Origin of the sequence: Arthrobacter sp. CAN_A214 (assembly GCF_015751955.1) — a bacterium.
GTDB lineage: Bacteria > Actinomycetota > Actinomycetes > Actinomycetales > Micrococcaceae > Arthrobacter_D.
In genome coordinates, this window is record NZ_JADOUU010000001.1 from 303851 (window position 1) to 328683 (window position 24833).

The 24833-nt window shown below is 66.6% G+C and carries 29 protein-coding genes; 16 read left to right on the plus strand and 13 right to left on the minus strand.

The features are described 5' to 3' along the window. The first annotated feature begins 65 nt into the window (after nt 1–65). The 4 genes from IWX65_RS01390 (at nt 66) to IWX65_RS01405 (ending at nt 2860) form a co-directional block, all read left to right on the plus strand. Nucleotides 66–1466, plus strand: a complete 1401-nt coding sequence (locus IWX65_RS01390; RefSeq protein ID WP_196880665.1) for a PspC domain-containing protein — start codon at nt 66–68, stop codon at nt 1464–1466. Beyond that, nucleotides 1463–1690, plus strand: coding sequence for a hypothetical protein (locus IWX65_RS01395; protein WP_196880666.1), 228 nt, complete (start codon nt 1463–1465; stop codon nt 1688–1690). Before IWX65_RS01390 ends, IWX65_RS01395 begins: the two co-directional genes overlap by 4 nt. 63 nt (nt 1691–1753) lie before the next feature. Further along, nucleotides 1754–1993 carry a PspC domain-containing protein gene (locus tag IWX65_RS01400; protein WP_196880667.1) on the plus strand — a complete coding sequence of 80 codons (240 nt, stop codon included), beginning with the start codon at nt 1754–1756 and terminating at the stop codon, nt 1991–1993. Nucleotides 1994–2071: 78 nt separating this feature from the next. Next, nucleotides 2072–2860: a carotenoid biosynthesis protein gene (locus IWX65_RS01405; RefSeq protein ID WP_196880668.1), complete on the plus strand. Its 789-nt coding sequence runs from the start codon at nt 2072–2074 to the stop codon at nt 2858–2860. Nucleotides 2861–2862: 2 nt separating this feature from the next. Here IWX65_RS01405 and IWX65_RS01410 read toward each other — a convergent pair whose 3' ends face one another. From IWX65_RS01410 to IWX65_RS01420, 3 genes are read right to left on the minus strand one after another with little or no spacing between them, the layout of a single operon-like run. Beyond that, entirely contained in the window at nt 2863–3555 is a 693-nt protein-coding gene (locus IWX65_RS01410; protein WP_196880669.1) for an LmeA family phospholipid-binding protein, read from the minus strand. Nucleotides 3556–3604: 49 nt separating this feature from the next. Next, nucleotides 3605–5062: a phytoene desaturase family protein gene (locus IWX65_RS01415; protein ID WP_196880670.1), complete on the minus strand. Its 1458-nt coding sequence runs from the start codon at nt 5060–5062 to the stop codon at nt 3605–3607. Continuing rightward, a complete protein-coding gene (locus IWX65_RS01420) occupies nt 5059–5889 on the minus strand; it encodes a UbiA family prenyltransferase (protein ID WP_334683587.1) in 831 nt (276 codons plus the stop codon). The genes IWX65_RS01415 and IWX65_RS01420 overlap by 4 nt, the downstream gene beginning before the upstream one ends. Nucleotides 5890–6111: 222 nt before the next feature. Between IWX65_RS01420 and IWX65_RS01425 the strand changes: the two genes are divergently transcribed. Continuing rightward, the gene (locus tag IWX65_RS01425) at nt 6112–7137 is read left to right on the plus strand and encodes a 6-phosphofructokinase (RefSeq protein WP_196880672.1); all 1026 of its coding nucleotides are present in this window, start codon (nt 6112–6114) and stop codon (nt 7135–7137) included. Then, the gene (locus IWX65_RS01430; protein WP_196880673.1) at nt 7137–7862 is read left to right on the plus strand and encodes a GNAT family N-acetyltransferase; all 726 of its coding nucleotides are present in this window, start codon (nt 7137–7139) and stop codon (nt 7860–7862) included. Before IWX65_RS01425 ends, IWX65_RS01430 begins: the two co-directional genes overlap by 1 nt. Before the next feature lie 52 nt (nt 7863–7914). On the opposite strand, the gene IWX65_RS01435 is transcribed toward IWX65_RS01430, so the two are convergent. The 4 genes from IWX65_RS01435 to IWX65_RS01450 all read right to left on the minus strand — a co-directional run bounded on the left by IWX65_RS01435 (nt 7915) and on the right by IWX65_RS01450 (nt 10949). Beyond that, nucleotides 7915–8307, minus strand: coding sequence for an ankyrin repeat domain-containing protein (locus IWX65_RS01435; RefSeq protein ID WP_196880674.1), 393 nt, complete (start codon nt 8305–8307; stop codon nt 7915–7917). After that, nucleotides 8304–9395, minus strand: coding sequence for a CAF17-like 4Fe-4S cluster assembly/insertion protein YgfZ (gene ygfZ / locus IWX65_RS01440; RefSeq protein WP_196880675.1), 1092 nt, complete (start codon nt 9393–9395; stop codon nt 8304–8306). The genes IWX65_RS01435 and ygfZ overlap by 4 nt, the downstream gene beginning before the upstream one ends. Before the next feature lie 5 nt (nt 9396–9400). Then, nucleotides 9401–10000 carry an FABP family protein gene (locus IWX65_RS01445; RefSeq protein ID WP_196880676.1) on the minus strand — a complete coding sequence of 200 codons (600 nt, stop codon included), beginning with the start codon at nt 9998–10000 and terminating at the stop codon, nt 9401–9403. 202 nt (nt 10001–10202) lie between these two features. Continuing rightward, nucleotides 10203–10949, minus strand: a complete 747-nt coding sequence (locus IWX65_RS01450; protein ID WP_334683588.1) for a hypothetical protein — start codon at nt 10947–10949, stop codon at nt 10203–10205. A 200-nt stretch (nt 10950–11149) separates the two neighbouring features. On the opposite strand from IWX65_RS01450, the gene IWX65_RS01455 reads away from it, so the two are divergent. The 10 genes from IWX65_RS01455 to IWX65_RS01500 all read left to right on the plus strand — a co-directional run bounded on the left by IWX65_RS01455 (nt 11150) and on the right by IWX65_RS01500 (nt 21074). After that, nucleotides 11150–11851: a winged helix-turn-helix transcriptional regulator gene (locus IWX65_RS01455; RefSeq protein ID WP_196880677.1), complete on the plus strand. Its 702-nt coding sequence runs from the start codon at nt 11150–11152 to the stop codon at nt 11849–11851. A gap of 215 nt (nt 11852–12066) precedes the next feature. Then, on the plus strand, nt 12067–13074 hold the full coding sequence (mshD, locus tag IWX65_RS01460) for a mycothiol synthase (protein WP_196880678.1): 1008 nt from the start codon (nt 12067–12069) through the stop codon (nt 13072–13074). Nucleotides 13075–13154: 80 nt separating this feature from the next. Next, the gene (locus IWX65_RS01465; RefSeq protein WP_196880679.1) at nt 13155–15377 is read left to right on the plus strand and encodes an RNA degradosome polyphosphate kinase; all 2223 of its coding nucleotides are present in this window, start codon (nt 13155–13157) and stop codon (nt 15375–15377) included. Then, nucleotides 15377–16345, plus strand: a complete 969-nt coding sequence (locus tag IWX65_RS01470) for an NUDIX hydrolase (protein ID WP_196880680.1) — start codon at nt 15377–15379, stop codon at nt 16343–16345. The genes IWX65_RS01465 and IWX65_RS01470 overlap by 1 nt, the downstream gene beginning before the upstream one ends. A gap of 25 nt (nt 16346–16370) precedes the next feature. After that, on the plus strand, nt 16371–17198 hold the full coding sequence (locus tag IWX65_RS01475; RefSeq protein WP_196880681.1) for a thymidylate synthase: 828 nt from the start codon (nt 16371–16373) through the stop codon (nt 17196–17198). Then, on the plus strand, nt 17195–17770 hold the full coding sequence (locus tag IWX65_RS01480) for a dihydrofolate reductase (RefSeq protein WP_196880682.1): 576 nt from the start codon (nt 17195–17197) through the stop codon (nt 17768–17770). Before IWX65_RS01475 ends, IWX65_RS01480 begins: the two co-directional genes overlap by 4 nt. A 38-nt stretch (nt 17771–17808) precedes the next feature. Continuing rightward, nucleotides 17809–18966 (plus strand): aspartate-semialdehyde dehydrogenase, encoded by a 1158-nt coding sequence (gene asd, locus IWX65_RS01485; protein WP_196880683.1) that lies wholly within the window; start codon nt 17809–17811, stop codon nt 18964–18966. Nucleotides 18967–19067: 101 nt separating this feature from the next. Further along, complete coding sequence (locus IWX65_RS01490) at nt 19068–19496, plus strand: hypothetical protein (protein WP_196880684.1); 429 nt, start codon at nt 19068–19070, stop codon at nt 19494–19496. Nucleotides 19497–19557: 61 nt separating this feature from the next. After that, complete coding sequence (locus IWX65_RS01495; RefSeq protein WP_196880685.1) at nt 19558–19914, plus strand: DUF7793 family protein; 357 nt, start codon at nt 19558–19560, stop codon at nt 19912–19914. Nucleotides 19915–20111: 197 nt separating this feature from the next. Then, nucleotides 20112–21074 (plus strand): acyl-CoA thioesterase, encoded by a 963-nt coding sequence (locus IWX65_RS01500; RefSeq protein ID WP_196880686.1) that lies wholly within the window; start codon nt 20112–20114, stop codon nt 21072–21074. Between the two features lie 52 nt (nt 21075–21126). On the opposite strand, the gene IWX65_RS01505 is transcribed toward IWX65_RS01500, so the two are convergent. The 6 genes from IWX65_RS01505 to IWX65_RS01530 form a co-directional block, all read right to left on the minus strand. Further along, on the minus strand, nt 21127–22254 hold the full coding sequence (locus tag IWX65_RS01505; RefSeq protein ID WP_196880687.1) for a UDP-N-acetylmuramate dehydrogenase: 1128 nt from the start codon (nt 22252–22254) through the stop codon (nt 21127–21129). After that, complete coding sequence (locus IWX65_RS01510) at nt 22251–22691, minus strand: MaoC family dehydratase (RefSeq protein WP_196880688.1); 441 nt, start codon at nt 22689–22691, stop codon at nt 22251–22253. Before IWX65_RS01510 ends, IWX65_RS01505 begins: the two co-directional genes overlap by 4 nt. Nucleotides 22692–22693: 2 nt before the next feature. Further along, entirely contained in the window at nt 22694–23143 is a 450-nt protein-coding gene (locus IWX65_RS01515) for an FAS1-like dehydratase domain-containing protein (protein WP_196880689.1), read from the minus strand. Between the two features lie 61 nt (nt 23144–23204). Beyond that, complete coding sequence (locus IWX65_RS01520; protein WP_196880690.1) at nt 23205–23435, minus strand: hypothetical protein; 231 nt, start codon at nt 23433–23435, stop codon at nt 23205–23207. A gap of 69 nt (nt 23436–23504) precedes the next feature. Beyond that, entirely contained in the window at nt 23505–24071 is a 567-nt protein-coding gene (locus tag IWX65_RS01525) for a type 1 glutamine amidotransferase domain-containing protein (RefSeq protein ID WP_196880691.1), read from the minus strand. Nucleotides 24072–24163: 92 nt separating this feature from the next. Beyond that, nucleotides 24164–24745, minus strand: a complete 582-nt coding sequence (locus IWX65_RS01530) for a helix-turn-helix domain-containing protein (protein WP_196880692.1) — start codon at nt 24743–24745, stop codon at nt 24164–24166. Between the last annotated feature and the right edge of the window lie 88 nt (nt 24746–24833).

Genomic DNA, 24833 nt, shown 5'->3' on the forward strand with positions numbered 1-24833 from the left:
CACTCAGGGAGGACTCAGGGCTGGCCCCGATTCCGTAGCCGGATTGCTGCTGGCAGGATCGGAATATGACCTCAGAACCCGCACCAGAAGGACAACCCCGCTACGCAGGAGCGCATGCCTCGGGCAGAACGGGCGGGCAGGCCCAGTCCGGGCCGGTCGCTTCCAGCTCCCTTCCGGCCTCGAATTCGTTCTTCGCCTGGCTGCGGGGTCTCGGCATAGTCCGGGCTCCCGACCGTTGGATCGGCGGCGTGGCCGGCGGCCTCGCCCAGCGGACGGGGCTCGATGTCGTCCTCGTGCGAGGCCTGCTGGTGATACTCGCTGTTTTCGGGGGGATCGGCGTGCTGCTGTACGGGCTCGCCTGGGCACTCCTGCCTGAACCCGACGGGCGCATCCACACCGAGCAGGCCGGGCGTGGTGTTTGGACCGGTGGCATGACGGGAGCGGTGGTCCTCTCCGTGATGGGGCTGTGGCGCCCCAACCTGCCCTTCTTCGGTGACAGCGGAGCCGGGCCGTTCCTCTGGACGATCGCCTGGGTGGGAGGCGTGGGATTCATCATCTACTGGGCCGTCGGCCAATCACGCAATCGCGAGAATCCGGCAGCCGGATTTCCCGCGGCCGGTTATCCCGCCGCCGGTTTCCAGCAGGGCGCCTACACCGCAACTCCTCCGGGATCTACACAGGCGGGGCCCATGGATACGGCTCCGATGCCGACACCACCGCTGCACACACACCCGATGCCGATGGGTCCCCTCCCGACCGGCACCCGGCCCTATCTACCGCCACCTCCCCGCGTTCCCGGCACTCCGAGACGCCCCATTCCGCGACCCTCCGGCAGCGAAACCGCACTCCACCTCGGCGGAGCCCTCACGGTGGTCAGCATCATCCTCGCGCTCGACTACACGGGAGTCCTCGACCTCGGCGACTCAGCGGTGCCCGTAGCACTCGCAGCAGGTGCCATGACCCTCGGCATCGGGATCGTGATCCTGGGAATCCTGGGCCGTACTTCGGGTTTCATGGGCCTTGCCGGCTTCCTGACGGCCCTCGCCGCCGTCGTACTTCCTTTGGAGCTGCCGCAGGGGCGGTGGATCGTCGGGGCCTCCGGGAGCACCGCGGCCACCGACATGACGACGGCGGAGCGCGGTTACACCGCCGTGGCGGCCGAAAGCACCATCGACTTGACGGGGCTCGGAGAATTGCGGAATGACGTTGTGATTCCGATCCATTCGGTCGCCGCTGATGTCGACATCGTCGTTCCCAGCGGAATTCCGGTGGAGGTCAGGTCCCGGCTGTTCCTCGGAGCAACGCAACTGACGGACGGCGCTGACAGTTCCACGTCGGAGGGCGTGTGGCAGCCGGAAACCCTTGAACTCGACGGACAATCCTCCGAACCAACCATCGTTCTAGAAGTCAGCGGCGCCGTCAGCGACGTCACCGTGACCGCCCAGGAGACAGGAACCACACCATGAGTCCGCAGGAAACCCCCTCCACCCGGCGGCCCGGGCCAGGAACGATCGTCTGGGGCGCAGTGATCCTTGTCATCGGGTCGCTCGTCCTCCTGAACCAGCTCACCGATATCCAGTTCGACACCGGTATCGTCCTCATGGGCCTGCTGGTGGGAACCGGGGCCGCACTCGTGATCGGCGGTGCACTGGCCATGGCGCGGAAGGACCGGACCGAACCGCCGTCGTGAGCGCCCACCCTCCGCCCCGCGGCCTCATCTGCACACCTACCGCCTATCAGAAAGCCTGAGATTATGAATACCTTCTACCGCGTCCTCCGCTCCTCTCCCCTCAAACGGGCCCCCGGAGGCCTTGCAGGCGGCATCGCCTCCGGCATCGCACTCTCCTTCAACTGGCCCGTGGCGTACGTACGTATCGGGATGCTCCTGAGCTTCCTCCTGCCGGTGGTCAGCCTTCCGCTCTACGGCGTCCTCTGGCTTCTGCTTCCGAAGACGGACGGCACCATCGCCCTGGAAAAGCTGCTCGGCCGTTAGATGTCCGGCGGGCGAGCGGTGGTCGCCGAACCGGGCCTGCGGTTTGAGGCGGTGACCCCACCTGAGAGGATGGGAACCGTGCCGAGAACCGCAGTCGCCCGCCCTGTCCCGCGGATCCTCATCGCCGCTTGTGTCTTCCTGTTCCTCTCGGGCTTTTTCGTGGTCGAGTTTCCCGACGTCCCCGGGGCAAGCGTGGGGTCCTACGTCTTCAACGTACTGATTGCCCTGCCGGCCTTCGTAGCTCTCCGGCAGCAGTCGGGAGCGGCGCGGGCAGTTTCCGCACTCGTCGCCGTCTCACTGTTCGGGTACCTCATCGAAGGCTTCGGTGTGGCAACCGGCCTTCCCTACGGTGAGTTCCACTACGGAGATCCGCTCGGTCCCAAGGCCTTCGATCTCGTGCCCTTCCTTCTCCCCCTCTCCTACGTTCCCCTGGTGATCGGCACGGTTGCCGTCTTCGCCGGCACTGGGAGCACGCTACGCCGGATCATCGCCTCCGCACTCCTCCTCGTGGCGGTGGACGGCGTCCTGGACCCCGGAGCGGTCTCGCTGGGGTTCTGGGTGTGGCCCGACGGCGGCCCCTACTATGGCGTGCCGCTGTCCAACTACGGCGGCTGGCTGATTTCGGGCCTGCTGGCTTCAGCGATACTCACCGCGGTGGGCGGCGCCCGATTCGACACCTCACCGATCCGCCCCGGACTCCTGGACAGTCTCATCCTGTCCCTGAGCCTGTGGCTGGGGGTAACGGTCTTCTCGGGCCTCGTGTTCCCGGCTGTCCTCGCCGCGGCCCTGCTCGCGTTCCTGCTCGTCCGGCGGACTCAGCTGGTCCGCGCCCTGCGGCGTCACCGTTCGGTTTCCCTGCCCGTCTGAAGTTACGGGACGAGTTCGACGTCCTCGCCCCGGAAGTTGGCACGGAAGCCGTCGCCCTGGACGGCGACGTCCTGGAGCACGAGTCCCTCGGGCAGGCCCTCGATGTCGTGCTCGATGGTCACGAGCCTGCGCACGACGCCGGCGACGGCGTCGGAGAGGAAGTCCGGCCCACCGAAGTCGATCGAGCGCGGCTCGACGACGAGCCTGCCGGCCTCGACCTCGACCGTGCCGGTGGCGACGACGCGCATCTCGCGGCCCATGACCTCCACGGTGCGGACCACCGTGGCCCGGCCGCCGTCGGCGGCACGGACCTCGGTCCCGTCACCGAGCTCGTCGGCGACAACCTCGAACGGCACGGTCACGTCCACGGCGAGGCGTCCAGCGACCAGCCCGTCCGGCCCCGTGACCACGTCCTGCCCGACGGCCCGGACGTCACGGAGCATGGAGCCCGCGGTCACCACTGTCCCGGCGTCCAGCGCAAGGTCGGCGAGCCACACCTCGTCCTCGCGCAGGTCGGCGGGAGGCCCTGCGCCCGGTGGGCTCCCGGCGCCCACCGTCGGCGCCGGCACGGGCCCGGTCTCGCCCTGGCCTGCTGGATCGCTCACCACCCACCAGAGAATTGCAAGCGCGACACCAAGGACGAGGACCATCCCGGTAGCACCGATCAGCCAGTCCTTCGCACGCGTCCACTCCATGAGGACAGTCTGATGGCTTGCCGTCGAGGGCGCGAGACCCGTAGCCGGTTCAGCGGGCCATCGAGGCGACGCAAGCCTGGACCGGGGTGCGCGCCAAGTACTGCAGCAACTTCTCCGTGGACATCATCGCCCCGCCGAGCACTGCCGGAAGCCCTCCGCCCGGGTGGACCGACGCACCGACGCGCCACAGCCAGGGCCGTAGCGGGCTGGTGTGGGCTGGAGTGTGGAAGGGCCCGCTCATCCACGACGGACGAATGGCCCCGTACAGCGCACCGCCCGCTGATCCCGCCTCGCTGAAGTAGCCAGGATCGAGGATCTCGTAGCTCGAGAAGTAGTTCGCGAGCGGCTCCGGGAGTCCCATCACCCGCGTCACCCGGTCCAGCTCGCGCTCCACGAAGGGATCCTTCAGCGAATACGTCCGGCCGTTCGGTGGCGCCGTCAGGAGCAACGCCAGCGTTCCGGAGCTGTTGGGGTACACCTGGCCGGCCGGGTAGTAGTTGGCGAAAACCATGGTCTGCTGCGGTTCACGGTTCACCTCTAGGCTCGAATACAGTTCCTGTGGCTCGTCGGGCAGCAGGACGCCGTGCCGGGGCGTTCTGGCGGGAAGCTCCCGCTTCAGCACCGCGTACACGCCGATGGCCGAACACGTGAGTTTCCGCGGCCTGCGCGGCGCCCGACCGCTGAGCAGCGCGCCGAGCCGGTTCGCGTCGAGGCCGCTGACGACGGCGTCGGCCGGGTAGGTGCCCAGCTGCGTCGTGACGCTGTGTGGCCGGATCCGGGCGACGGGTTCTCCGGTGCGGATTTCCACGCCCGCAGCGACGGCGAGCCTGTGCAGTGCCTCCACCAGTTCGTAGATACCGCCTTTCGGCACCCATACGCCGTCTTCGGCCATGACCGCGGGCATGCTGGCGTAGAGCGCAGGCGTCCGCGTGGGACTCACCCCCGCATTGAGCGTATGGATGGCGATTATCTCCCGCAGGCCCTCCGGCAGCCACGGCAGGCTGTCGAGGTAGCTCCTCGTCGTCAGCCGTGGGCCGTACAGCCCAGCGAGTTTCGCCAGTGCCGGCCGGGACGCGCTCTCGAGCGGCCCGGTCGTCAGCAGCCGGGCGATGTCTGCGCCGAGTCCACCGTGCAGGGCAGCGAAGCGTTCCCAGGCCGCATGCCAGGGATGGCCGGGTGGAACGGGAAGGGAGCATTCCTGGCCGCGGTAGTAGTAGGTGCCCACTTCCTGAAGCCGCTCGAGTTCAAGACCGGCGGTACGGCGCGCATCGACGCCGGGGCCCGCCCGAACGGCATCGGTTCGGCGCAGGAGCTCATCCCACACGGCAGGGAAGGTGAACAGCGAGGGACCCGTGTCCATCCGCTGACCCGCGCTCTCGATGCGCCGGCTCTTTCCGCCGAGGTGGTCCTCCGCCTCGAGAACGGTGACCGAGTGGCCCGCGGAACCGAGTAGCACGGCAGCAGCCAGCCCTCCGACGCCGGCCCCTGCCACCACGACCCGGCTCATGGGTACAGTCCGAGGGTCAGCGCGATGACGAGCTGCATGCCCGCGACCGTTCCCGCTACATAGGGAAACGCGATCGAGTACCGGTACAGCCGGTGGCCGGTCTCGGGCGACGGCGAGCGCAGCAGCGACACGAGCAGCCAGCCGGCGATCAGCGCATTCACAACGGCGACGGGCAGGTTCACCAGCGCGAAACACGCCGTGGAAAGAAGCCACCAGGCCCCGCTCCAGGCAACGACGCCGCGGGCACCGAGGCGCACCGCCGTCGTCGTAATTCCCGCTTTCCGGTCTTCCTCGATGTCCTGTACGGCGTCGAAGGTGTGTTTCGCGGCACTCCACGCCATGAGCCCCAGGGCCGCCGGCCAGACGGGCCCGGCATCCAGCGCATAGGGCAGGAAGACCAAGGGAAACGCGTAGGCGGCGTTGCTGATCGAGTCGAGGTAGGCGCGGGCCTTGAAGCGGAACGGCGGCGCCGAATAGAAGACGAAGACCAGCACGTACAGGGCAATCCACAGCAGCGCTGCTGCGGGAAGGGTTCCCAGGAAGTAGACGAGGAACGGGATGTTCGTGGCGAGGACCCAGCACCAGATGGACCGTACCTCCGCCGACCGGATGCGCGCGCCTTCAAGGGACCCCTTGCGGGGGTTCAGGGCGTCGGTGTCCTGGTCGAAGATGTCGTTGACGCCGTAGATCAGCAGATTGAACGGCAGGGTCAGCCAGATCAGCAGGGCAGCCGCCTCCCACTGCCAGAGACTGCCCGTCAGCCACATCCCCACTACGCCGGTTCCGAGGGTGTTGATCCAGAGGACCGGCCGGGAGATATGGACCATCCGGCGGGCTGCTGGCACTAGTCCTGCCTGGGGCACGGCGGTGTCCCTCCTGGGAATCGGAATCGGAGTATCGGTTACAACATTGGTAACGCAACCCTACGTGCAGGCCCGGCGGCCTGGGCCTGACCGGCCAGGAGAGAGGATGTGTCTAGAATCATACGTGGGCCCGACGAAGCGCTCAGCGATCACTCGTCCACCAACGCTGAAGGAACGTATCCCCCCATGAAGATCGGAATTCTCACCAGCGGAGGCGACTGCCCCGGTCTGAATGCGGTCATCCGCGGAGCGGTGCTCAAGGGCATCAAGACCCACGATCAGGAGTTCGTGGGATTTCGTGACGGCTGGCGCGGAGTGGTGGAGGGGAACATAATCGACCTCCCGCGTCACGCTGTCCGTGGCATCTCCAAGCAGGGTGGAACGATCCTCGGGACATCACGCACCAACCCGTTCGACGGCAACGGTGGCCCCGACGCGATCAAGGACACGCTGGCCCGGCTGGGCATCGACGCGATGATCGCGATCGGCGGCGAGGGCACGTTGGCGGCGGCCAAACGCCTTACCGATGCCGGGCTGAAGATCGTCGGTGTCCCGAAAACGGTGGACAACGACCTCGACGCCACCGATTACACTTTCGGGTTCGATACCGCGGTGCAGATCGCCACCGAAGCGATCGACCGCCTGCGCACCACGGGCGAATCCCACAGCCGCTGCATGATCGCCGAGGTCATGGGCCGTCACGTCGGCTGGATCGCCCTCCATGCCGGAATGGCGTCCGGCGCCCACGCCATCCTCATTCCCGAACAGCAGACGAGCATCGAGCAGATCGCCGCCTGGGTGTCGGAGGCGAACGCGCGCGGCCGCGCGCCGCTGGTGGTCGTGGCGGAGGGTTTCGTGCCGCTGCATATGGAGCAGGCCCACTCCGAGCGGGGCCTCGACACGTTCGGCAGGCCGCGCCTCGGCGGCATATCGGACCAGCTCGCACCCGAACTCGAAGCACGCACCGGCATCGAGACCCGGGCCACCATCCTCGGGCACATCCAGCGCGGCGGGGTTCCGACGTCGTTCGACCGCGTTCTGGCCACCCGCCTGGGCATGGCAGCCGTGGATTCGGTCAAGGACGAGCTGTGGGGCACCATGGTGTCGCTCAACGGTACCGAGATTGCGCATGTGGGCTTCGATGCTGCACTGGGGAACCTGAAGTCCGTGCCGCAGCACCGGTATGACGAAGCCGCGATCCTCTTCGGCTGATGGAACCGGCCGAGCTTGACCCCGGAACCGTCGCGATCATCCAGCTCGCGTGGTCGAGGGTGCTCGGTTTCGAGGACACGGCGTTTGCCGACGAAGCGACCGTGCGGATGTACCGGTCGACCAATGACGCGCCGGTGCTGACGTTCGTGACGCTGTTCGGCAAGGAAGCCCTGGTCGGCCCCGACTGGGCGGTGGCCGCGGCACAGGACCTGCCCGGCACGGCCCTCCGGCAGCATTCGACCCTCCTCACGCTCAGCCACGCGTACGGTGGGCGCGGGCTCGGCGAGGCGCAACTGTTCTTCTGCGATGCGCTTCCCGCTCTCGAACCAGACCCGTCGGCCGCAGTGTCCAGCGAGCCTGCGTTCGTTACGCGGCTCGAACGCCTGTGTCCGCCGGATGACTCCGCCGAAGCCGGACTGTCCTCCGCAGAGCATCCCTTCGTCCTCGTGGACGACTCGGGTGAAGGGGACCCAGCACCCCTGTCGGGAGCCGGGTACGACGTCTGGAGCGGGATCCTTGCCCACCTCGGCGTCCTGACTCCTCCGGAGCACCGCCGTCGCGGTTTCGCCCAGCGCATCGTGGCAGTGGCGGTGGAGGAAGCCATGGCCTCAGGGCTCGTTCCGCAGTGGCGCGTGCGGACTGACAACACTGCGTCCCAGCGGACTGCGCGGCGGGCGGGCTTTCACTTCGCCGGCACGCAGACCTCGGTGATGCTCGGCGCATAGCGCTGTCGGCGCCTCCGGCCATGCCGGAGCCAACCGGCGTTCGAGCGGCCGTTCAGCCGAACAGCTGCTCCAGTTCGGTCCTTCCGAACATCCCCGCAGCCGCGCGGGCCGTCGGCGTTCCGGCGTCCGGGTCCGCCCCTGCGGCATGCAGGATGCGCACGACGTCGAGGTGGCCCTTGAAGACGGCGCCTGCAAGCGGGGTCTGGCCGCGGTCATTCTCCCGATCGACGTCCGCACCGCGGTCGACGAGGTCCCTCACCAGGGCGGGGTGTCCGTTGTAGGAGGCCAGCATGAGCAGCGTGTCCCCGGCGGAATTCGTCAGTTCCGGCGGCACTCCAGCATCGAGATACCGCCTCAGCGTTCCGGCGTCGCCCTGGCGTGCGGCGTCGAACAGTACCGAGGCAAGGGCGAACGCCGCCTCCGCACCGGGCTCATCGGCAGTCATCGCGGGCCCCGGAGGAAGCCGGTGGCACGGCCCACCACCTGCCCGGCATCAGGCGCAACGATGACCTCCTGCGCCGCCGCATACAACTCATCGTCGTCCTGCACCACCAGGGTGGCGGCTGGATCCACCGACCGCTTGATAACGGCGAGGGCTATGGGCCCCATCTCCCAATGGTGCGCCACCGACGTCGCACGGCCCACGACTCTGCCGTCGAGGACGACGGCACTGCCCTCCTTCGGAAGCGTGTGCTGGCTGCCGTCGAGGTGGAGGAAAACGAGCCGGCGGGGCGGATGCCCGAGGTTGTGGACGCGGGCCACGGTCTCCTGGCCCCGATAGCAGCCCTTGGCGAGGTGGACTGCCGTTCGGAGCAGGTCGAGCTCGTGCGGAATGGCCTTGTCGTCGGTTTCGAACCCTATCCGGGGGCGCCAGGCGGCCACCCGAAGCGCTTCGGATGCCATGGTGCCGGCCGCTCGGTGATCCCCCAGTGAGGTGACCGCCGAGTACAGGGAGTCCTGCGGAACGAGGTATTCGGACCAGGGGCGCTCCCGTCCGGGATGCGCAGCTTCCTGCACCGCTGAATAGGGAAATCCGCCGCCGGTGACGTCGGGCCAGGGGTCCACCCAGACGGCATGGTCGGCGAGACCGGCGACGGGCCCCACCGATCCGACCACTGCCCAGTCGGCCGAGGCATCGGCGATCTCGACACGCAGCATGAACTTCATCCGCTGGAGCCATCCGGCCAGCCCCTGCGCTTCGGATCCCTCGACGATCAGCCAGGTGGTGGCGCCGTCGTCGAGCAGCCGTGCGCCGTACTCGATGCGTCCCTGCACCGTGAGCAGCAGCGTCTCGGTGCTGCGTCCGGGTGGAAGGTCCAGCAGGAGTTGGGAGGTGAGGGAGTTGAGCCAGCTGAGGCGGTCCGGTCCGGAGACGGTGACGACACCGCGGTGGGACAGGTCGACCACTGCGGCGCCCTGTGCAAGGCTCCGCTGCTCACGGAACGGGTCGCCGTAGTGGGCGGCCACGCCCGCATCGGGGCCTCCGCCTTCAACGGCACCGGGCAGGTCGAGCAGGGGGCTTGAATACGTCATGGGTATCAGGAAAGTTTCTTGAGGATGGCCGAGGCGTGGGCTTCGAGCGCCTTGCCGTTCGCGGCAACGTCCCAGCGCCAGTACAGATCGCCCTCCACCAGCCCGAAGAGCCGGGTGGCAGCCGTGTATTCCTTGGAGTTCTGGCCACGCATCACGAGGTCGGTCGACAACTGGATCTGCGGGCCCTTGATGCTGCCGTAGTACAGCTCGGCAATCCCGCCCGGGTGCACGATGGTCGCGGTGATGTCGAACCCGCCCGCCGCGTTACGGAACTGCTCCACCTCGTCCGCGGTCTTGAGCGCGGGGACGATGTCGGCCGGCGACAGTCCGGGCCCGACGTCGGCGTCGTTGAGCCTGCGGTCGAGCGCCCAGAAACCGGTCTCGACCGACAGGGGGCGCAGCCGGGCGCCCTGCTCGTCGACGAGCCAGCTTTCGGCCGTGTACTGGAGGTAGGGAAGGCCGTGCTGGGCGAAGGACACCTGCTGGACGAAACGTTCCGAGTCGGCGGTGCCTTCACCGAGCATCCCGGTTCCTTCCCACGTGCCCAGAAGCCACGAGAGGGGAACAAGCTCGGGGGTCAGGTCGGTGGGTAGCTCGATCGACATGGGTGTGGCTGGTCCGACCGGCTACTTCTGGCCTTTGTACAGGCGTGTGACGACGAGCGCGGCGAACCCGGCCATGCCGAGGCCAGCCACGACCAGCAGGGCAATGAAGAAGATTTCGAGTGCAAGGATCGACATACCCTCATCCTATCCCGCCTCCAGGGCCGGGAAGACACGGAGCCGGTCGCCCCGGGCGAGGAGAAGCTCAGGCGAAGAGGAATTTGTCGAGGAAGTAGACGATGGCACCTACCGAGAGGACCGGGGTGAGCCCCACCGAGAGTGCGGCCAGTGCATTCAACGGTGCCTCGCGCACCACCAGCAGGCGTCGGACACTCACGATCACGGCGCCGCACACAGCGCCCAGCACGGCCGCGGGCACTGCCGGCACACTGGTGAAGAGCAGCGCGCCCAAAGGTCCGGCCAGGACGGCGAGAGCAAGGCCCAGCGGTGCAGTGAGCCGGTCAGGCCAGGGCAGCAGCGAAACGGCGAGCGCCGCCAGAATGCTGATCCCGGTGACGAGCATCATCCCGGAGTTGGTCGAATTGACCGTCAACCGGTCGGCCGCAGCCCAGCCCGAACCGAGGGTTATGGCAAAGACACCGGAGCTGGCACCGAAGGTGGATTCGAGGCGGAGGCTCTGCCCTGTTCCGCGGAGGAGTTGGATCAGGAAGACGGCTCCTACCCCGAGGGCCACCGCGGCCGGGAACCAGACCATGTAGTTCGGGCCCGCCGAAGACGCGGCCGCGGTGACGGCAAGCACGGCACTTCCCCCGATTGCGACAGATTGGCTCTTCTTGGCGGGGACTCCCAGGACGTGCGGCCATCCGATGGCTGCGGCCACGCACAGCAGTCCGGCGAGAACCGCAACCGACAGTGCCGAGACGTACGACGCGCCCACGAGCCCGACGACTGCAAGCCCAGCCGCCCCAGCCGCCAAGGCCGCACTCCGCATCTCCACCCTGCAATACTGCCCTATCGCGGGAACCCCTGGGAAACCTGACGGCGCGGTCCCCCGGCCCGGAGGACTGCTGCTACCCGGCAGTGTGGGGAGGCTACGGGTATACTTGGTCAAATTCTTAACCGGGTGTTCCCGAACCGCCCGGAGGAATTCATCGCCCGATGATGCGCGTTTTTCCGACAAGTGGAGGATTCATGCCGCACATCCTGATGTTGACCAATACCACCGGATCCTCGGTGGACATCCTGCCCGCCCTGGAGCTCCTCAACCACAAGGTCCCTGTCCTTGCGGCAGAGCCGACGGCACTCCTCGACGCGGCGCCCTGCGACGTCGTAATGGTCGATGCGCGCCGCGACCTCGTGGGTGCGCGCTCGCTGACCCAGCTCCTCAAGGCGACCGGCCTCAGCGCACCGCTTCTGCTCGTCCTCACGGAGGGCGGAATGGCGGCCGTCGCAGCCAACTGGCTCGCAGACGACGTCGTCCTCGACTCGGCGGGTCCCGCCGAGGTCGAGGCGCGCCTGCGCCTGATCATCGCGCGGTCCGCCGCGGGTGGAGAGGTGAGCACCGAGATCCACGCATCGGGCGTCGTGATCGACGAGGCCAGCTACACGGCACGCGTCAACGGTGAACCGCTCAACCTCACCTACAAGGAATTCGAGCTCCTGAAGTATCTCGCGCAGCATCCGGGACGGGTCTTCACAAGGGACCAGCTGCTCCACGAGGTGTGGGGCTATGACTACTACGGAGGCACGAGGACCGTCGACGTCCACGTCCGGCGCCTGCGCGCCAAGCTCGGCACCGATCACGAGCAGCTCATCGGCACGGTGCGTAACGTCGGATACCGCTTCACCCTGACCCGCACACCGGAGGGCCGGAACTCCAACGTCAACGCCTGACGACTCGAAGTCCTGAACAACAGAAGAACCCCTCCGCCGAAAGGTGGAGGGGTTCTTCTGTTGCCTTGCGGCCTTGGTGGAGGACATACGGGTCGAACGTATCGCGGGCACCCCACTGGTGCATCCCCCCTGAACGAGAAGCCACGTTACCCCAGATGTTCGGCCCTTTCCAAACCGGCCCGCTGCGGCGCCGTGGGGGGCACTAGGCTGGGCGCATGACCGCCACTGCTTCGAACCCCACCTGGACCGTCACCCGGAACGAAGGGGTACCCGAAACCCGGGTACTCGAGGAAATCCTTGCGCTCGCCTCGGCATCGGCGGAGGCCGACGGCAACCCGCCCCTGTCGGAGCAGACCCTGGTCAATCTCCGCGCCCACGCCGGCAAGGCATCGCGCGTGATGGTCTTCACCGCCCGGCCCGGGGCGGCAGGCGGCGGAGGCACCGACGACGACGGTGAACTCGCCGGGGTCGCGGTCCTGAGCCTCGCAGGGATTGCCGGAGGCGCAGTGGACTCCGGGGTCATGGAACTGGTGGTCGCCCCCGACTACCGCGGCGAAGGAGTGGGCACCGCCCTGGCCGAGGCCGTCCACGCGGAGAACATCCTGGGGCTCAAGGCGTGGTCCCATGGGAACCATCCTGCCGCCGTGGACCTGGCGGCCCGGTTCGGATTGACGCCCGTCCGGGAGCTGTGGCGGATGCGGTTGACGCGGGCCGCCCTCGAAGAAGCGGCACCGGAACTAACCCTGCCCGACGGCGTGCGCCTCCGCGCCTTCGTTCCCGGCCAGGACGAGGAAGCATGGCTCGAAACGAACCGGGCGGCGTTCGCCCACCATCCCGAGCAGGGATCGACCACACTGGCGGATCTTCGCGCCCGGATGGCCGAGGACTGGTTCGACCCGGAAGGGTTCCTCCTTGCCGAGCGCCAGGGCGTTCCCGGCCTGCTCGGCTTCCACTGGACCAAGGTGCACCCGGCGGTGGGAGCACATCCGTCGATGGGCGAGGTCTACGTCGTGGGGGTTGCACCGGAGGCCCAGGGCATCGGTCTGGGGAAGGCACTGACGGTCGCCGGCATCAACCACCTCCACCAGCGCGGACTCCAGGCCATCATGCTGTACGTCGACGCCGACAATACTGCCGCCGTCGCTCTCTACCGCAGGCTGGGTTTCACCCGGTGGGACGTCGACGTCATGTACGCAGGTGGCGGAGGCACCGCCAGCTTGTAAGGTTGGTTCGAGCAGGGGATACCCGCCTCAGCCCCGCCACGGACACCGCAACAGGCACGTTGAGAACCGCAGGAGACAGCATGGAATCCGAGATCACCGTCCGAGTCCCCTCACGCTACGGTTCCTCCGAAACATCACCGGCGCGAGCCACCCAGGACCGCATCGACATCCCCGACTTCGCACCCAGCCTGCTGCCCTCCGGTGACATCGGCCCGGATCGCTTCCTCGACCGGGAGATCAGCTGGCTCGACTTCAACGCGAGGGTCCTCGAGCTGGCCGAGGACCCTGATCTTTTCCTCCTGGAGCGCGTGGGCTTCCTGTCGATCTTCGCCTCGAATCTCGACGAATTCTTCATGGTCCGCGTGGCGGGCCTCAAACGGCGCATCGCCACGGGGCTCGCGGTTCCCTCGGCCGGCGGCCTCAGCCCGATCGAGCAGCTCGAGAAAATCATGGGCGACGGCTACCGCCTCCAGCAGCGCCATGCGGCAGTCTTCGCCGACCAGATCCGGCCGGCGCTGGCCGAGGAGAAAATCCACCTCACCACCTGGGAGGAACTGGACGGCCCGGCCCGGGAAGAGCTGCACAGGCTGTTCGCGGAGAAGGTCTTTCCCATCCTGACGCCGCTCGCCGTGGACCCGGCCCACCCCTTTCCCTACATTTCCGGGCTTTCCCTCAACCTGGCCGTGGTGGTCCGCAACCCGATCAGCGAGAAGGAGTTCTTCGCCAGGGTGAAGGTTCCCGACCAGTTGCCCCGCCTGGTCTCGGTGGACGGCCCGCGTGCCGGCAACGTGGCCGGACGAACAGCCCGCTTCATCCCGCTCGAGGAGATCATCGCCGTCCACCTCGACCAGTTGTTCCCCGGCATGGAAGTACTCGAGCACCACACCTTCCGCGTAACGCGGAACGAGGATCTCGAGGTGGAGGAGGACGACGCCGAGAACCTCCTGCAGGCGCTCGAGAAGGAGTTGCTGCGCCGCCGTTTCGGGCCACCCGTGCGCCTCGAGGTCACCACCGACATCAACCCGAGCATCCGCGCCCTCCTGTCCCGGGAGCTGGGCGTGGAGGAGGACGAGGTCTTCAACCTGCAGGCGCCCCTTGACCTCCGCGGCCTCAGCGTCATCGGGAAGATCGACCGCGGTGACCTGCACTACCCCAAGCACGTCCCGCATACGAGCCGCCACCTCAATGAGAGCGAAACCTCCAAGGCCGCCAATGTCTTCGCTGCGATGAGGCGGCGGGACATCCTCCTGCACCATCCCTACGATTCCTTCTCCACCTCGGTGCAGGCGTTCCTCGAGCAGGCCGCCAATGATCCGAAGGTGCAGGCCATCAAGCAGACCCTGTACCGCACCTCGGGTGATTCCCCCATCGTCGATGCCCTGATCGATGCAGCCGAAGCAGGCAAACAGGTGCTTGCACTGGTGGAGATCAAGGCCCGCTTCGACGAGCAGGCCAACATCTCCTGGGCACGGAAACTCGAGCAGGCCGGCGTCCACGTGGTGTACGGGATCGTTGGCCTCAAGACGCACTGCAAGCTTTCCCTCGTCGTGCGCCAGGAAATCGACGGACTTCGCCGCTACAGCCACATCGGCACCGGCAACTACCACCCGCGCACCGCCCGCTACTACGAGGACCTCGGGCTGCTGACCGCCAACGACCAGGTGGGCGAGGATCTCTCGCGCCTGTTCAACCAGTTGTCCGGCTACGCGCCGAAGTCCACCTTCAAGCGCCTCCTCGTGGCGCCGCGTTCCGTGCGCTCGGGTCTGATCGACCGCATCGAGAAGGAGATCGCGAACCGCAATGCGGGGCTGGCCGCCCGCGTGGTCATCAAGGTGAACTCGATGGTGGACGAAGCGATCATCGACGCGCTGTACCGCGCCTCGCAGGCGGGTGTGCGGGTCGACGTGGTCGTCCGCGGTATCTGCTCGGTCCGCCCGGGGGTTCCCGGGCTCAGCGAGAACATCACCGTCCGGTCGGTTCTCGGCCGCTTCCTCGAGCACTCCCGCATTTTCGCCTTCGCGAACGGCGGGGAGCCTGCGGTGTTCATCGGATCCGCCGACATGATGCACCGCAACCTCGACCGACGCGTGGAGGCCCTGGTCCAGCTCAGCACTCCCGAGGACATCGCGTACCTCATCGCACTGATGGACCGGTACATGGATCCGATGACGTCGAGTTGGCACCTCGACGACACCGGGTGCTGGTCCCGCCAGCACAAGAACGAGGACGGCTCTGCCCTGAACGACGTCCAGTCCTGGCTGCTGGCGTCCCGCTCGCGCCAGCGCGCGGTTTCCCGGCGTTGATGGCGCTTTCGGGGCAGGCCCGGGCGGCGGTCGCGACGCCCCGGGGGACGCCCGACGTCGTCGCTGCCGGAACACTCTGCTGGCGCACCGAAAAGGGCAGGCTGGAGGTACTCCTGATCCGCCGCCCCCGGTACAGGGACTGGTCCTGGCCGAAGGGAAAGCTGGACCCGGGCGAAACCACGCCGGAGTGCGCGGTCCGTGAGACCTTCGAAGAGATCGGGCTGCAGGTCCAGCTCGGAATTCCGCTGCCCTCGATCTGGTACGCCGTTCCATCCGGCCTGAAAGTGGTGCATTACTGGGCTGCCCGTGCGGATCGGTCCACGCCGGTGCCCGACGGCAGCGAAGTGGACGAAATCCAGTGGTGCACTCCCGACAAGGCCCGCGAACTGCTGAGCAACCCGTCCGATGTCGAGCCGCTCGAAGCGCTCGTGGACGCGCACACCCGCAAGGATCTCCTCACCTGGCCCCTCCTCGTGGTGCGGCATGCCAAGGCCAAGCCGCGGTCCTCCTGGAGCCGGGCGGAGGGTGAACGGCCGCTCGCCGCCACCGGCCGCCGTCAGGCGGTAGCGGTCAGCCGGTTGCTTCAGGCGTGGAGTCCCGAACGGGTGATCAGCAGCCCCTGGGTGCGTTGCGTCCAGACCATCTCGCCCTACGTCACGAAGCGCGAGGCAAAGCTGAAACTGGTGGATGCCCTCACCGAGAGCGATGCCGCACGCAGGCCCGGACGGGCGCGCGCTGCCGTGGAGAAGATTTTCGACAAACGGAAGTCCGTGGCAATCTGCACCCACCGCCCGGTGCTGCCCCTGGTGTTCGAGGTGCTCCGCACCCACATGACAGCGCGGCTCTCGGCGCTCCTTCCCAGCGAGGATCCCCACCTGTCCCCCGGTGAGGCCATCATCTGCCAGGTCAGCGGCACCAACCACGGGCGGATCGTCTCGGTGGAGCAATTCCGGGCCTACGACGACTGAGGACAACCGTCATTAGACTGGCAGGGTGAGCAATTCCTTCCCCACCCCCTATGAAGACCTGCTGCGCGACGTTCTGGCGAACGGTGCAGTGAAAAGCGACCGTACGGGAACCGGGACGCGTAGCGTCTTCGGCCGGCAGCTGCGTTTCGACCTCAGTGAATCCTTTCCCCTGATCACCACCAAGCGGGTCCATTTCAAGTCCGTGGCCCTCGAGCTCTTGTGGTTCCTGCGCGGTGAATCGAATGTGTCGTGGCTCCAGGACCAGGGCGTGTCCATCTGGAACGAGTGGGCGGACGACGACGGCGAGCTCGGTCCGGTCTACGGCGTCCAGTGGCGGTCATGGCCCACCCCGGACGGTGGCCACATCGATCAGATCGCCCAGGTCATCGAGGGCCTGAAGACCAATCCGGATTCCCGGCGCCACCTGGTTTCTGCATGGAACGTGTCAGAGCTCTCCGACATGGCTCTGCCCCCGTGCCACGCGTTCTTCCAGTTCTACGTCTCCCCCGGGAAGGACGGCGGTCCTGGCAGACTCTCCTGCCAGCTGTACCAGCGCTCCGCCGACACCTTCCTCGGCGTTCCCTTCAACATCGCCTCCTACGCCCTGCTGACCCTTCTGGTGGCCGAGCAGACCGGCCTGGAGCCCGGTGAATTCATCTGGACCGGCGGCGACGTACACATCTATGACAACCACGTGGACCAGGTGAACGAGCAGCTGTCACGGGAGCCCTACGCCTACCCGCGACTGCGCATCAGGACCAAGCGGGACAGCATCTTCGACTACTCACTGGAGGACTTCGACGTGATCGACTACCAGCACCACCCCACTATCAAAGCGCCGATCGCCGTATGAGCGGGCAACTGAACGCACGGGACGTAGTGGGCTCGGGTCCCGTCATCGGCATGATCTGGGCACAGACCGAGGGCGGCGTGATCGGCAGGGACGGCGGAATCCCCTGGCACGTCCCCGAGGACATGGCACATTTCAAGAGCACGACGTCGGGTCATCCCGTGGTGATGGGACGGCGGACGTGGGAGTCGTTCCCCGATCGATTCCGGCCGCTGCCCGGACGCACGAACATCGTGGTGACGAGCGCCGATGCCATCGGGGGCGCCGTCGTCGTCGACTCGGTCGACGCCGCGATCGACACTGCGCTGGAAAGTGCCGGCGGGGAGGAAGTATGGATCATCGGAGGCGGCCAGGTGTACGAGACTGCTCTCGCCCGCGCCAATGCCGCTTTCGTCACGGTGATCGAAGCCGAGGTGGAGGGTGATACCTTCGCTCCTTTGCTCGACTCCGACTGGAAGCTCAGTGCCCTGACACCCGAGACGGGCTGGCTCACCGCGGAGAACGGGACGCGATACCGGATCAGCCTCTGGACGCGGGTTTCCTCGTTTCGTCCGCCGGACGAGGGAACGTCATGAACTCCGGCCCGCCGGACCACCCCACGTAAACTGGAGGCATGACTTCAGCAGATGCTTCCCCCCTGCCCTCGCTCCTGCCCTCAGTAGGGTTCGTCGGCTGGCGCGGCATGGTGGGCTCGGTCCTCATGCAGCGGCTTCAGGACGAAGGCAACTTCGGCCTCGTCAACCCCGTCTTCTTCTCGACGTCGAACGCCGGCGGAGAGGCGCCGTCGTTCGCCGCCGGTGCCGGGCCGCTCGAGGATGCGTACGACGTCGAGACCCTCGCCAAACTGAACACCATCGTCACGGCGCAGGGCGGCGACTACACGGCTGAGGTGTACCCGAAGCTGCGCGACGCCGGCTGGGACGGCCTCTGGCTCGATGCGGCGTCGACGCTGCGGATGGAGCCGAGCTCCATCATCGTGCTCGACCCCGTGAACCGGGATGCCATCGATGCCGGCCTCGCCCGCGGGGTTCGGGACTTCATCGGAGGCAACTGCACGGTCTCCTGCATGCTGATGGGCCTCGGCGGACTGTTCCGCAACGGGCTCGTCGAGTGGGGCACGTCCATGACCTACCAGGCCGCATCCGGCGGCGGCGCGCGTCACATGAGGGAACTGCTGACCCAGTTCGGGGCCATCCACCGGAGCGTAGCGGTGAACCTCGACGATCCGGCGTCTGCCATCCTCGATATCGACCGCGCAGTGCTGGCGCAGCAGCGGCATCCGGAGCTGGACGCCACCCAGTTCGGCGTTCCGCTGGCCGGATCAGTGATTCCCTGGATCGACGCCGACCTCGGGAACGGGCAATCCAAGGAGGAATGGAAGGCCGGCAGTGAAACGAACAAGATCCTCGGCACGGATCTTACCGGCGGGCGGATCCCGTTCGACGGCCTGTGCGTGCGGGTCGGAGCCATGCGTTCGCACTCGCAGGCGCTCACACTCAAGCTGACCCAGGACCTTCCCGTGAACGAGATCGAGCAGATCATCGCAGCGGACAACGAATGGGTGCGGCTGGTGCCGAACACCAAGGAAGCCACCGTGGCGAAGCTGACACCGGTTGCGGCGACGGGAACCCTCGACATCCCCGTGGGCCGGATCCGCAAGCTCGACATGGGACCGGAGTACATCAGTGCCTTCACCGTCGGCGACCAGCTGCTCTGGGGTGCCGCGGAGCCGCTGCGCCGCATGCTGCTGATCGCCACGGGCAACCTCTGACCCTTTCCTGCATCCGAGCCCGATCCAGTCCGCCCGCCGCTTCCGCGTCGGCCTCCACGGGGGGTTCCCGGAATGTCAGAGGGCGCAGGGATGATGTGCGCATGGACCCCGCGAACGTAGATTCGATCCTGAAGCGCTTCTTCGCCGCAAGCGGCCAGACGAGGCATCCGGAAACACAGCTGCGCTACGCGCGAGTACAGAAGCATCTGCGGTCCTTCCTGGAAAAGGATGGCGTTGCCCTGCTCAGCTCCCCGAGCGCCCGGCTTCTGGAGCTTGAGGCACAGTTCCAGACCGATTCGGTCTATGCGCGCGTGATGGGTGCTGAAGAGCTCCTGCACGCCCTTCCCACGTTCCTTACCGGACCGCATCTGCTGCCCGACTTCCACGACCGGCTGGCGCAAATCAGCCTGGCATCCCGGCTTGCCCAATGGCTCTGCTCCCGGCAACTGGTCGAGCGCACGTCGTCCTGGGAGGATGTGGTCCTCACCCGGGCAGCAGCGGAGCGCGCGCGCAGGTCCTCGGTGACGTGAATTCCCGGCGGCCCGTTGCTAGTATCCTCAGCTTCACCCCCCGTTCGACGAAGGAACGCCCGTGCCGCAGGAACCAGGAAAACCGTTCAGTGTCTCCCGCGAGGAGGATTTCCTTCGGCTCCGCTGGATGCCCGGAACGGTAATCACCCACGCAATCGGTGTCTCGGCCGCTTCGGCGCTCGCCGATCTTCACGGCCCTTCGATACTGCCGTTGCTGGTGAACATGACTGGCATCAGCATGGTGACGCCTGAGGCGCGGGAGGGCATGATGAACTACAGGAGGTTCTCCCATGTCGCCCTGATCGGCGAAGATCCGGTCGACGAGGTGATGGCCGCGTTTTCCCACCGTTCCCCCGTGCCCACCCGCTACTTCACCTCCGAAACCGACGGGTTGCACTGGCTGGTGAACAGGAACTAGAGACACGTTCGGGTCCACCTGCAAAATCGATTACATGATCAATGCGGGGCCTGCCGTTGAGTGCGAGGGGCTTGCGCGCCTCTTCTGGCCATGCCCGCGAGTGGGCGGGCTGCGCAACAATCGAAGGCGGCGCCCGAACGGTGGTAGGAATGTAACGAGACGCACCAGCAGGGTCCGTTGCCATTGGAGACGACACCATGACAGAAACAACCAACAAGTCGGTTACCCTTCGCTTTCTCGCTGCGCCAACGGACCTTGGCCATAGCGGGTCGGTCGACGCCGGCACGGTGCTGGAGTGGGTGGACAAGGCCGCTTACGCGGCGGCCGTCGGCTGGGCGAAGTCCTACTGCGTGACTGCCTACGTCGGCAATATCCACTTCGCCGATCCCGTCAAAGTGGGTGACATGGTGGAAGTGCAGGCCATCATCGTCCACACCGGGCGGTCCTCGATCCATATCCAGACGGTGGTCTCCTCGGGTGATGTCAAGGGCGACGAGGCAACCATGCGCAGCCAGTGCCTGGTGATCTTCGTAGCAGTAGGTCCCGATGGAAAACCGGATCCCGTCCAGCCTTTCGAGCCCTCGACGCCGGAGGAGATCCAGCGCAGGGACAGCGCTGTCGCCCGGATCGCGGTCCGCGAGCAGATCGTGGCGGCCATGAACAAGCAGGAATATACCGAGGAAGGAACAGCGGAACGCGTCACCCTCCGATTCCTCGCCGCGCCCACCGACGTCAACTGGGGCGGAAAGGTCCACGGCGGCACAGTGATGGCGTGGATCGACGAAGCCGCATACGTGTGCGCGTCAAGGTACTCGGCCAGGCATACCGTGGCGGTGTTCTCCGGTGGGGTGAGGTTCTACCGGCCGTTGCTCATCGGCGACGTCGTGGAAGTCGAAGCACGCCTTGTCTATACGGGAAACAAGGGAATGCACATTGCCGTGCATGTCCGGTCAGGCGAAGCGACCGGGACTGAAATGCACCTCACCACGTATTGCCTCACCGTCATGGTCGCCCGCGATGACAGCGGCACCGCTGTTCCCATACCGGCGTGGTCGCCCCGCTCGGAGGAGGACAAGCGGTTGGCGGAGCATGCCCGGGAGCTTCTCGAGATTCGTGGACGAGCTCCGGGGAACCGGCTGCCGAACCACCTGCTCGGCTGATGACGGTCCCGGCCATACCGCCACAAAGCGGGGCCCGCAGGCCGGATCGGCTTCATAGGGAGCAATTGATCAGCAGCGGCTCCGGGTGCAGGCGTATCCCGAACGCCCGCTCCACCCCGTCGGCCACGAGCCTCGCAACGCACAGCAGATCCTCGGCACTCGCTTCCCCACGGTTGGTCACCGCGAGGGTGTGTTTCGTGGAGAGCGACGCCCGACCGCCCACAGCGGCGACGCGGATGTCGCGGTCCGATTGGTTGGCCGGACCCTTGTCCCGGGAAGATTCCAGGCCGAAGCCCTTAGCGAACCCGGCATTCTCGATCAGCCAGGCAGCACTGAGCTTGACCTTGCCTTCCTCACCGGCCGGGAATCGCGGTGCGTCGACGGGCAGGGCTGACGCGACCGACTCCGGAACAATGGGATTGGTGAAGAACGAGCCCGTGCTCCAGGTATCACGGTCCGGTGGATCGAGCACCATCCCCTTCGCGGACCGCAGCTTCAGCACCGCGCGCCGCACATCATTCGCATAGGCGCGGCCGCCAACGGGGAGGTCAAGGGCACGGGCGAGCTCGGCGTACTTGATGGGCTTGCCCATCCGTCCCAGTCCGAGCTGGAACTCGACGCTCAGCACAACGTAGCGGGGCGATCCGTTCACCGTGCTGCGCTTCAGCAGCGAGGTCCGGTAGCCGAATTCCAACTCGAAGTTGGTGAAGCTCTTGATGGTGCGGGTCTCGCGATCCCAGGTGCGTACGGTGGCGATCGTCTGGGACACGTCCGAACCGTAGGCGCCGACGTTCTGCACCGGAGTCGCCCCGGTGGAACCCGGGATGCCGGACAGCGTCTCGAGGCCGGAGAAAGCGTGGAGGACGGTGTACTCCACCAGTTCGTCCCAGTCCTGGCCCGCCTGCACCTTGACCATCACACCGCCGCACGAGGCGTCGTCGTCGTTCATCGTGAAACCCGAGGAGGTGATGCGGACTACCGTGCCTTCGAAGCCCTCGTCGGAGATGATGAGATTGGATCCACCCGCGAGGATGAGCAGCGGCTCCGCCGCATCATCGGCCGCTCTGACGGCGTCGATGATCTCCTGTTCGGAACCGGCCTCGACGAGCTTCCTCGCCGGTCCACCCACGCCCGCGGTGGTGAGGGAACCGAGTCCCACACCTGCAACCTGCTCTGTCATGGAAGCTTCACGACTGCCTGTGCCTTGACCAGTACCTTCTGGCTCCCGTACGTCACCGTGAGGTCCACCCGCACGGTCTTCTCCTCCGCATTGACGGCTCCGAGGACTCCCCGGACTTCGATGACGGCTCCCGGCGCGCCCGGCTCGGCCGTCGTGTCCTCCACGATCACCGGCTTGGTGAAGCGCGTCTGGTAGTCGACGACGGCGCCCGGGTCGCCGATCCAGTCGCTGACGAGCTGCACGGCGGCGCCCATGGTGAACATGCCGTGCGCGATCACGCCGGGCAGTCCCACGCCCGTCGCAAAGGCCTCGTTCCAGTGGATGGGGTTGAAGTCGCCGGACGCACCCGCGTACTTCACGAGGTCCTGGCGGGTGATGGGAATGATGGCGGACCCGATTTCCTGGCCCACTTCAAGGGTCTCGAACTGAACAGCCATGGCTACTGCTCCTCTCCGCGCACCAGGAGGGACGACGTCGTCGTGGCCGTTTTTTCGCCGTCCACCGTGAAGATCTCGGCACGCGTGGTGATCATCGCGCCGCCCCCCATCGCGCGGACCTGGTCCACGTGCAGCTCGGCGACGAGCTCGTCACCGGCGACGATGGGCCGGTGGTGGACGAAGCGCTGGTCAGCATGGACCACGCGCGTGAAGTCGATACCTGCGGACGGATCCGCGATGAGCTGGGCATCCGCACGCTGTGCCACGATGATGGCGAAGGTCGGGGGCGCTACGAGATCGCGGTGGCCGAGCGCCTGCGCGGCTTCGACGTCGTAGTGTGCACGGTTGCCCGCTTTCACCGCCCTGGCGAAGTCCCGGATGGCTTCCCGCCCGACGGTGAAGCTCTTCCCGGTGGGGTAGCTCCGCCCCTGCAGTTCTGGATCGATGGTCATGGATTTCCTCCGAAGGGGGCGTGATGAAGCCGAGGCCTTCATCAGGATTAGTCGAGCGGGGTCAGCGGCGGGTGCCCGAGCGGCGTCGCACGTCCCTTGCGCGAACCACCATGCCGGCGATGTGGCATGTCAGGCCTGCAACGATGACGGGCATCGCCGCGAAGACGAGGGCATTCGATCCGGAAGCCGAGCCGGAAACGGCGAGAAGGATGCCGACGCCGGTGATCACCAGTGCGGCGACCAGAAGCCTTCGGTACAGGGCCGAGCCGGTCTCCCACGGGGTATTGAGCATGATCCAAGCCTACTGGTTCCGAACTGATGGATCCGCGGCACGGCTTCGACCGCCCTCCCGAGTTGTCTCCTAGGCGGTCTGGCCCTCGTGCGGACCCTCGGCTATCTCTTCGAGGAGTTTGTCGTTGAAAGCGTCGAGGTCACCGGGATTACGGCTGGTGACCAGGCCCTGGTCGACCACCACCTCCTCGTCGCTCCAGTTCGCACCCGCATTCCGCAGATCGGTGGCCAGGGTGTGATAGGAGGTGACATCGCGGCCGCTGACGACTCCCGCCTCGATAAGCAGCCACGGGCCGTGGCAGATCGAGGCGACAGGCTTGTGCTGCTCGAAGAACGCCCGCGTGAACTGCTGCGCATCCTTGTCGACGCGCAGGAAGTCCGCGTTCACCACGCCGCCTGGCAGCACGAGCGCGTCGAAATCTTCAGCCTTCGCATCGCCCACCGCCAGGTCGACCGAAAAGGTCTCGCCCTTGTCCAAGCCGTCGAAGCCCTGAAGGGTGCCGGTCTTGGGGGAAACGAGAGTCGGTACTCCACCGGCTTCCTTGACGGCATTCCAAGGGCTCGTCAATTCGATCTGCTCAACGCCGTCGGTGAGGAGGAAGGCTACCTTCTTGCCTGGGATATCGTGCGTGGACATGTTTTCTCCAATGGGTAGAGTCGCGATGCCTTACCTTTCAACCCTAGGAAGCGCCCCGGTTCCGGGCAAGCCGACCAGATGGTTGACGGAAATCAGGCCCGCGGTTTCGCCCGGACGTGCATGCGCTCGCCCTGGTGTCCGAACAGGCTGAGGAGCTCCACGGGATGCTCATCGGCGCTCGCGAACCAGTGGGGGGTGTGGGTGTCGAATTCCGCGGCCTCGCCCGGCACCAGCACGAAGTCCTCATCCCCCAGCACAAGCCGAAGCCGGCCGTTCAGGATGTATACCCAGTCATAGCCTTCATGTACCTGCAGATTCGGCGCTTCGCTGCCGACACGTCCGGGGAGCACCATCTTGAAGGCCTGCACCCCGCCCGGTCTGCGCGTGAGCGGAATGACGGTCGCGCCGGAATGGCTGACCGGACGAAGATGGATGCGGGGATCACCGGTCGACGGAGCGCCGATCAGCTCCTCGAGCGGGGTTCGAAAGAGTTGTGCGAGTGGCAGGAGAAGCTCGAGATTCGGCCGCCGCTGGCCCGATTCGAGCCGCGAGAGCGTACTGACCGAGATCCCGGTGGCAGTAGACACTTCGCCAAGCGTCAATTCGCGTCGCTGGCGAGCGCTTCGGAGCCGCGGCCCGACGCCGTCGAGCACTTTGTCGTAACTGGGAATCATCGTCCTAGTTTGCCATACTGGCAACCATGTTTGCCAGTGCGGCCATCACGTGCCAAGAATTGATCCTGTCGGCACCACTGCCGCATCA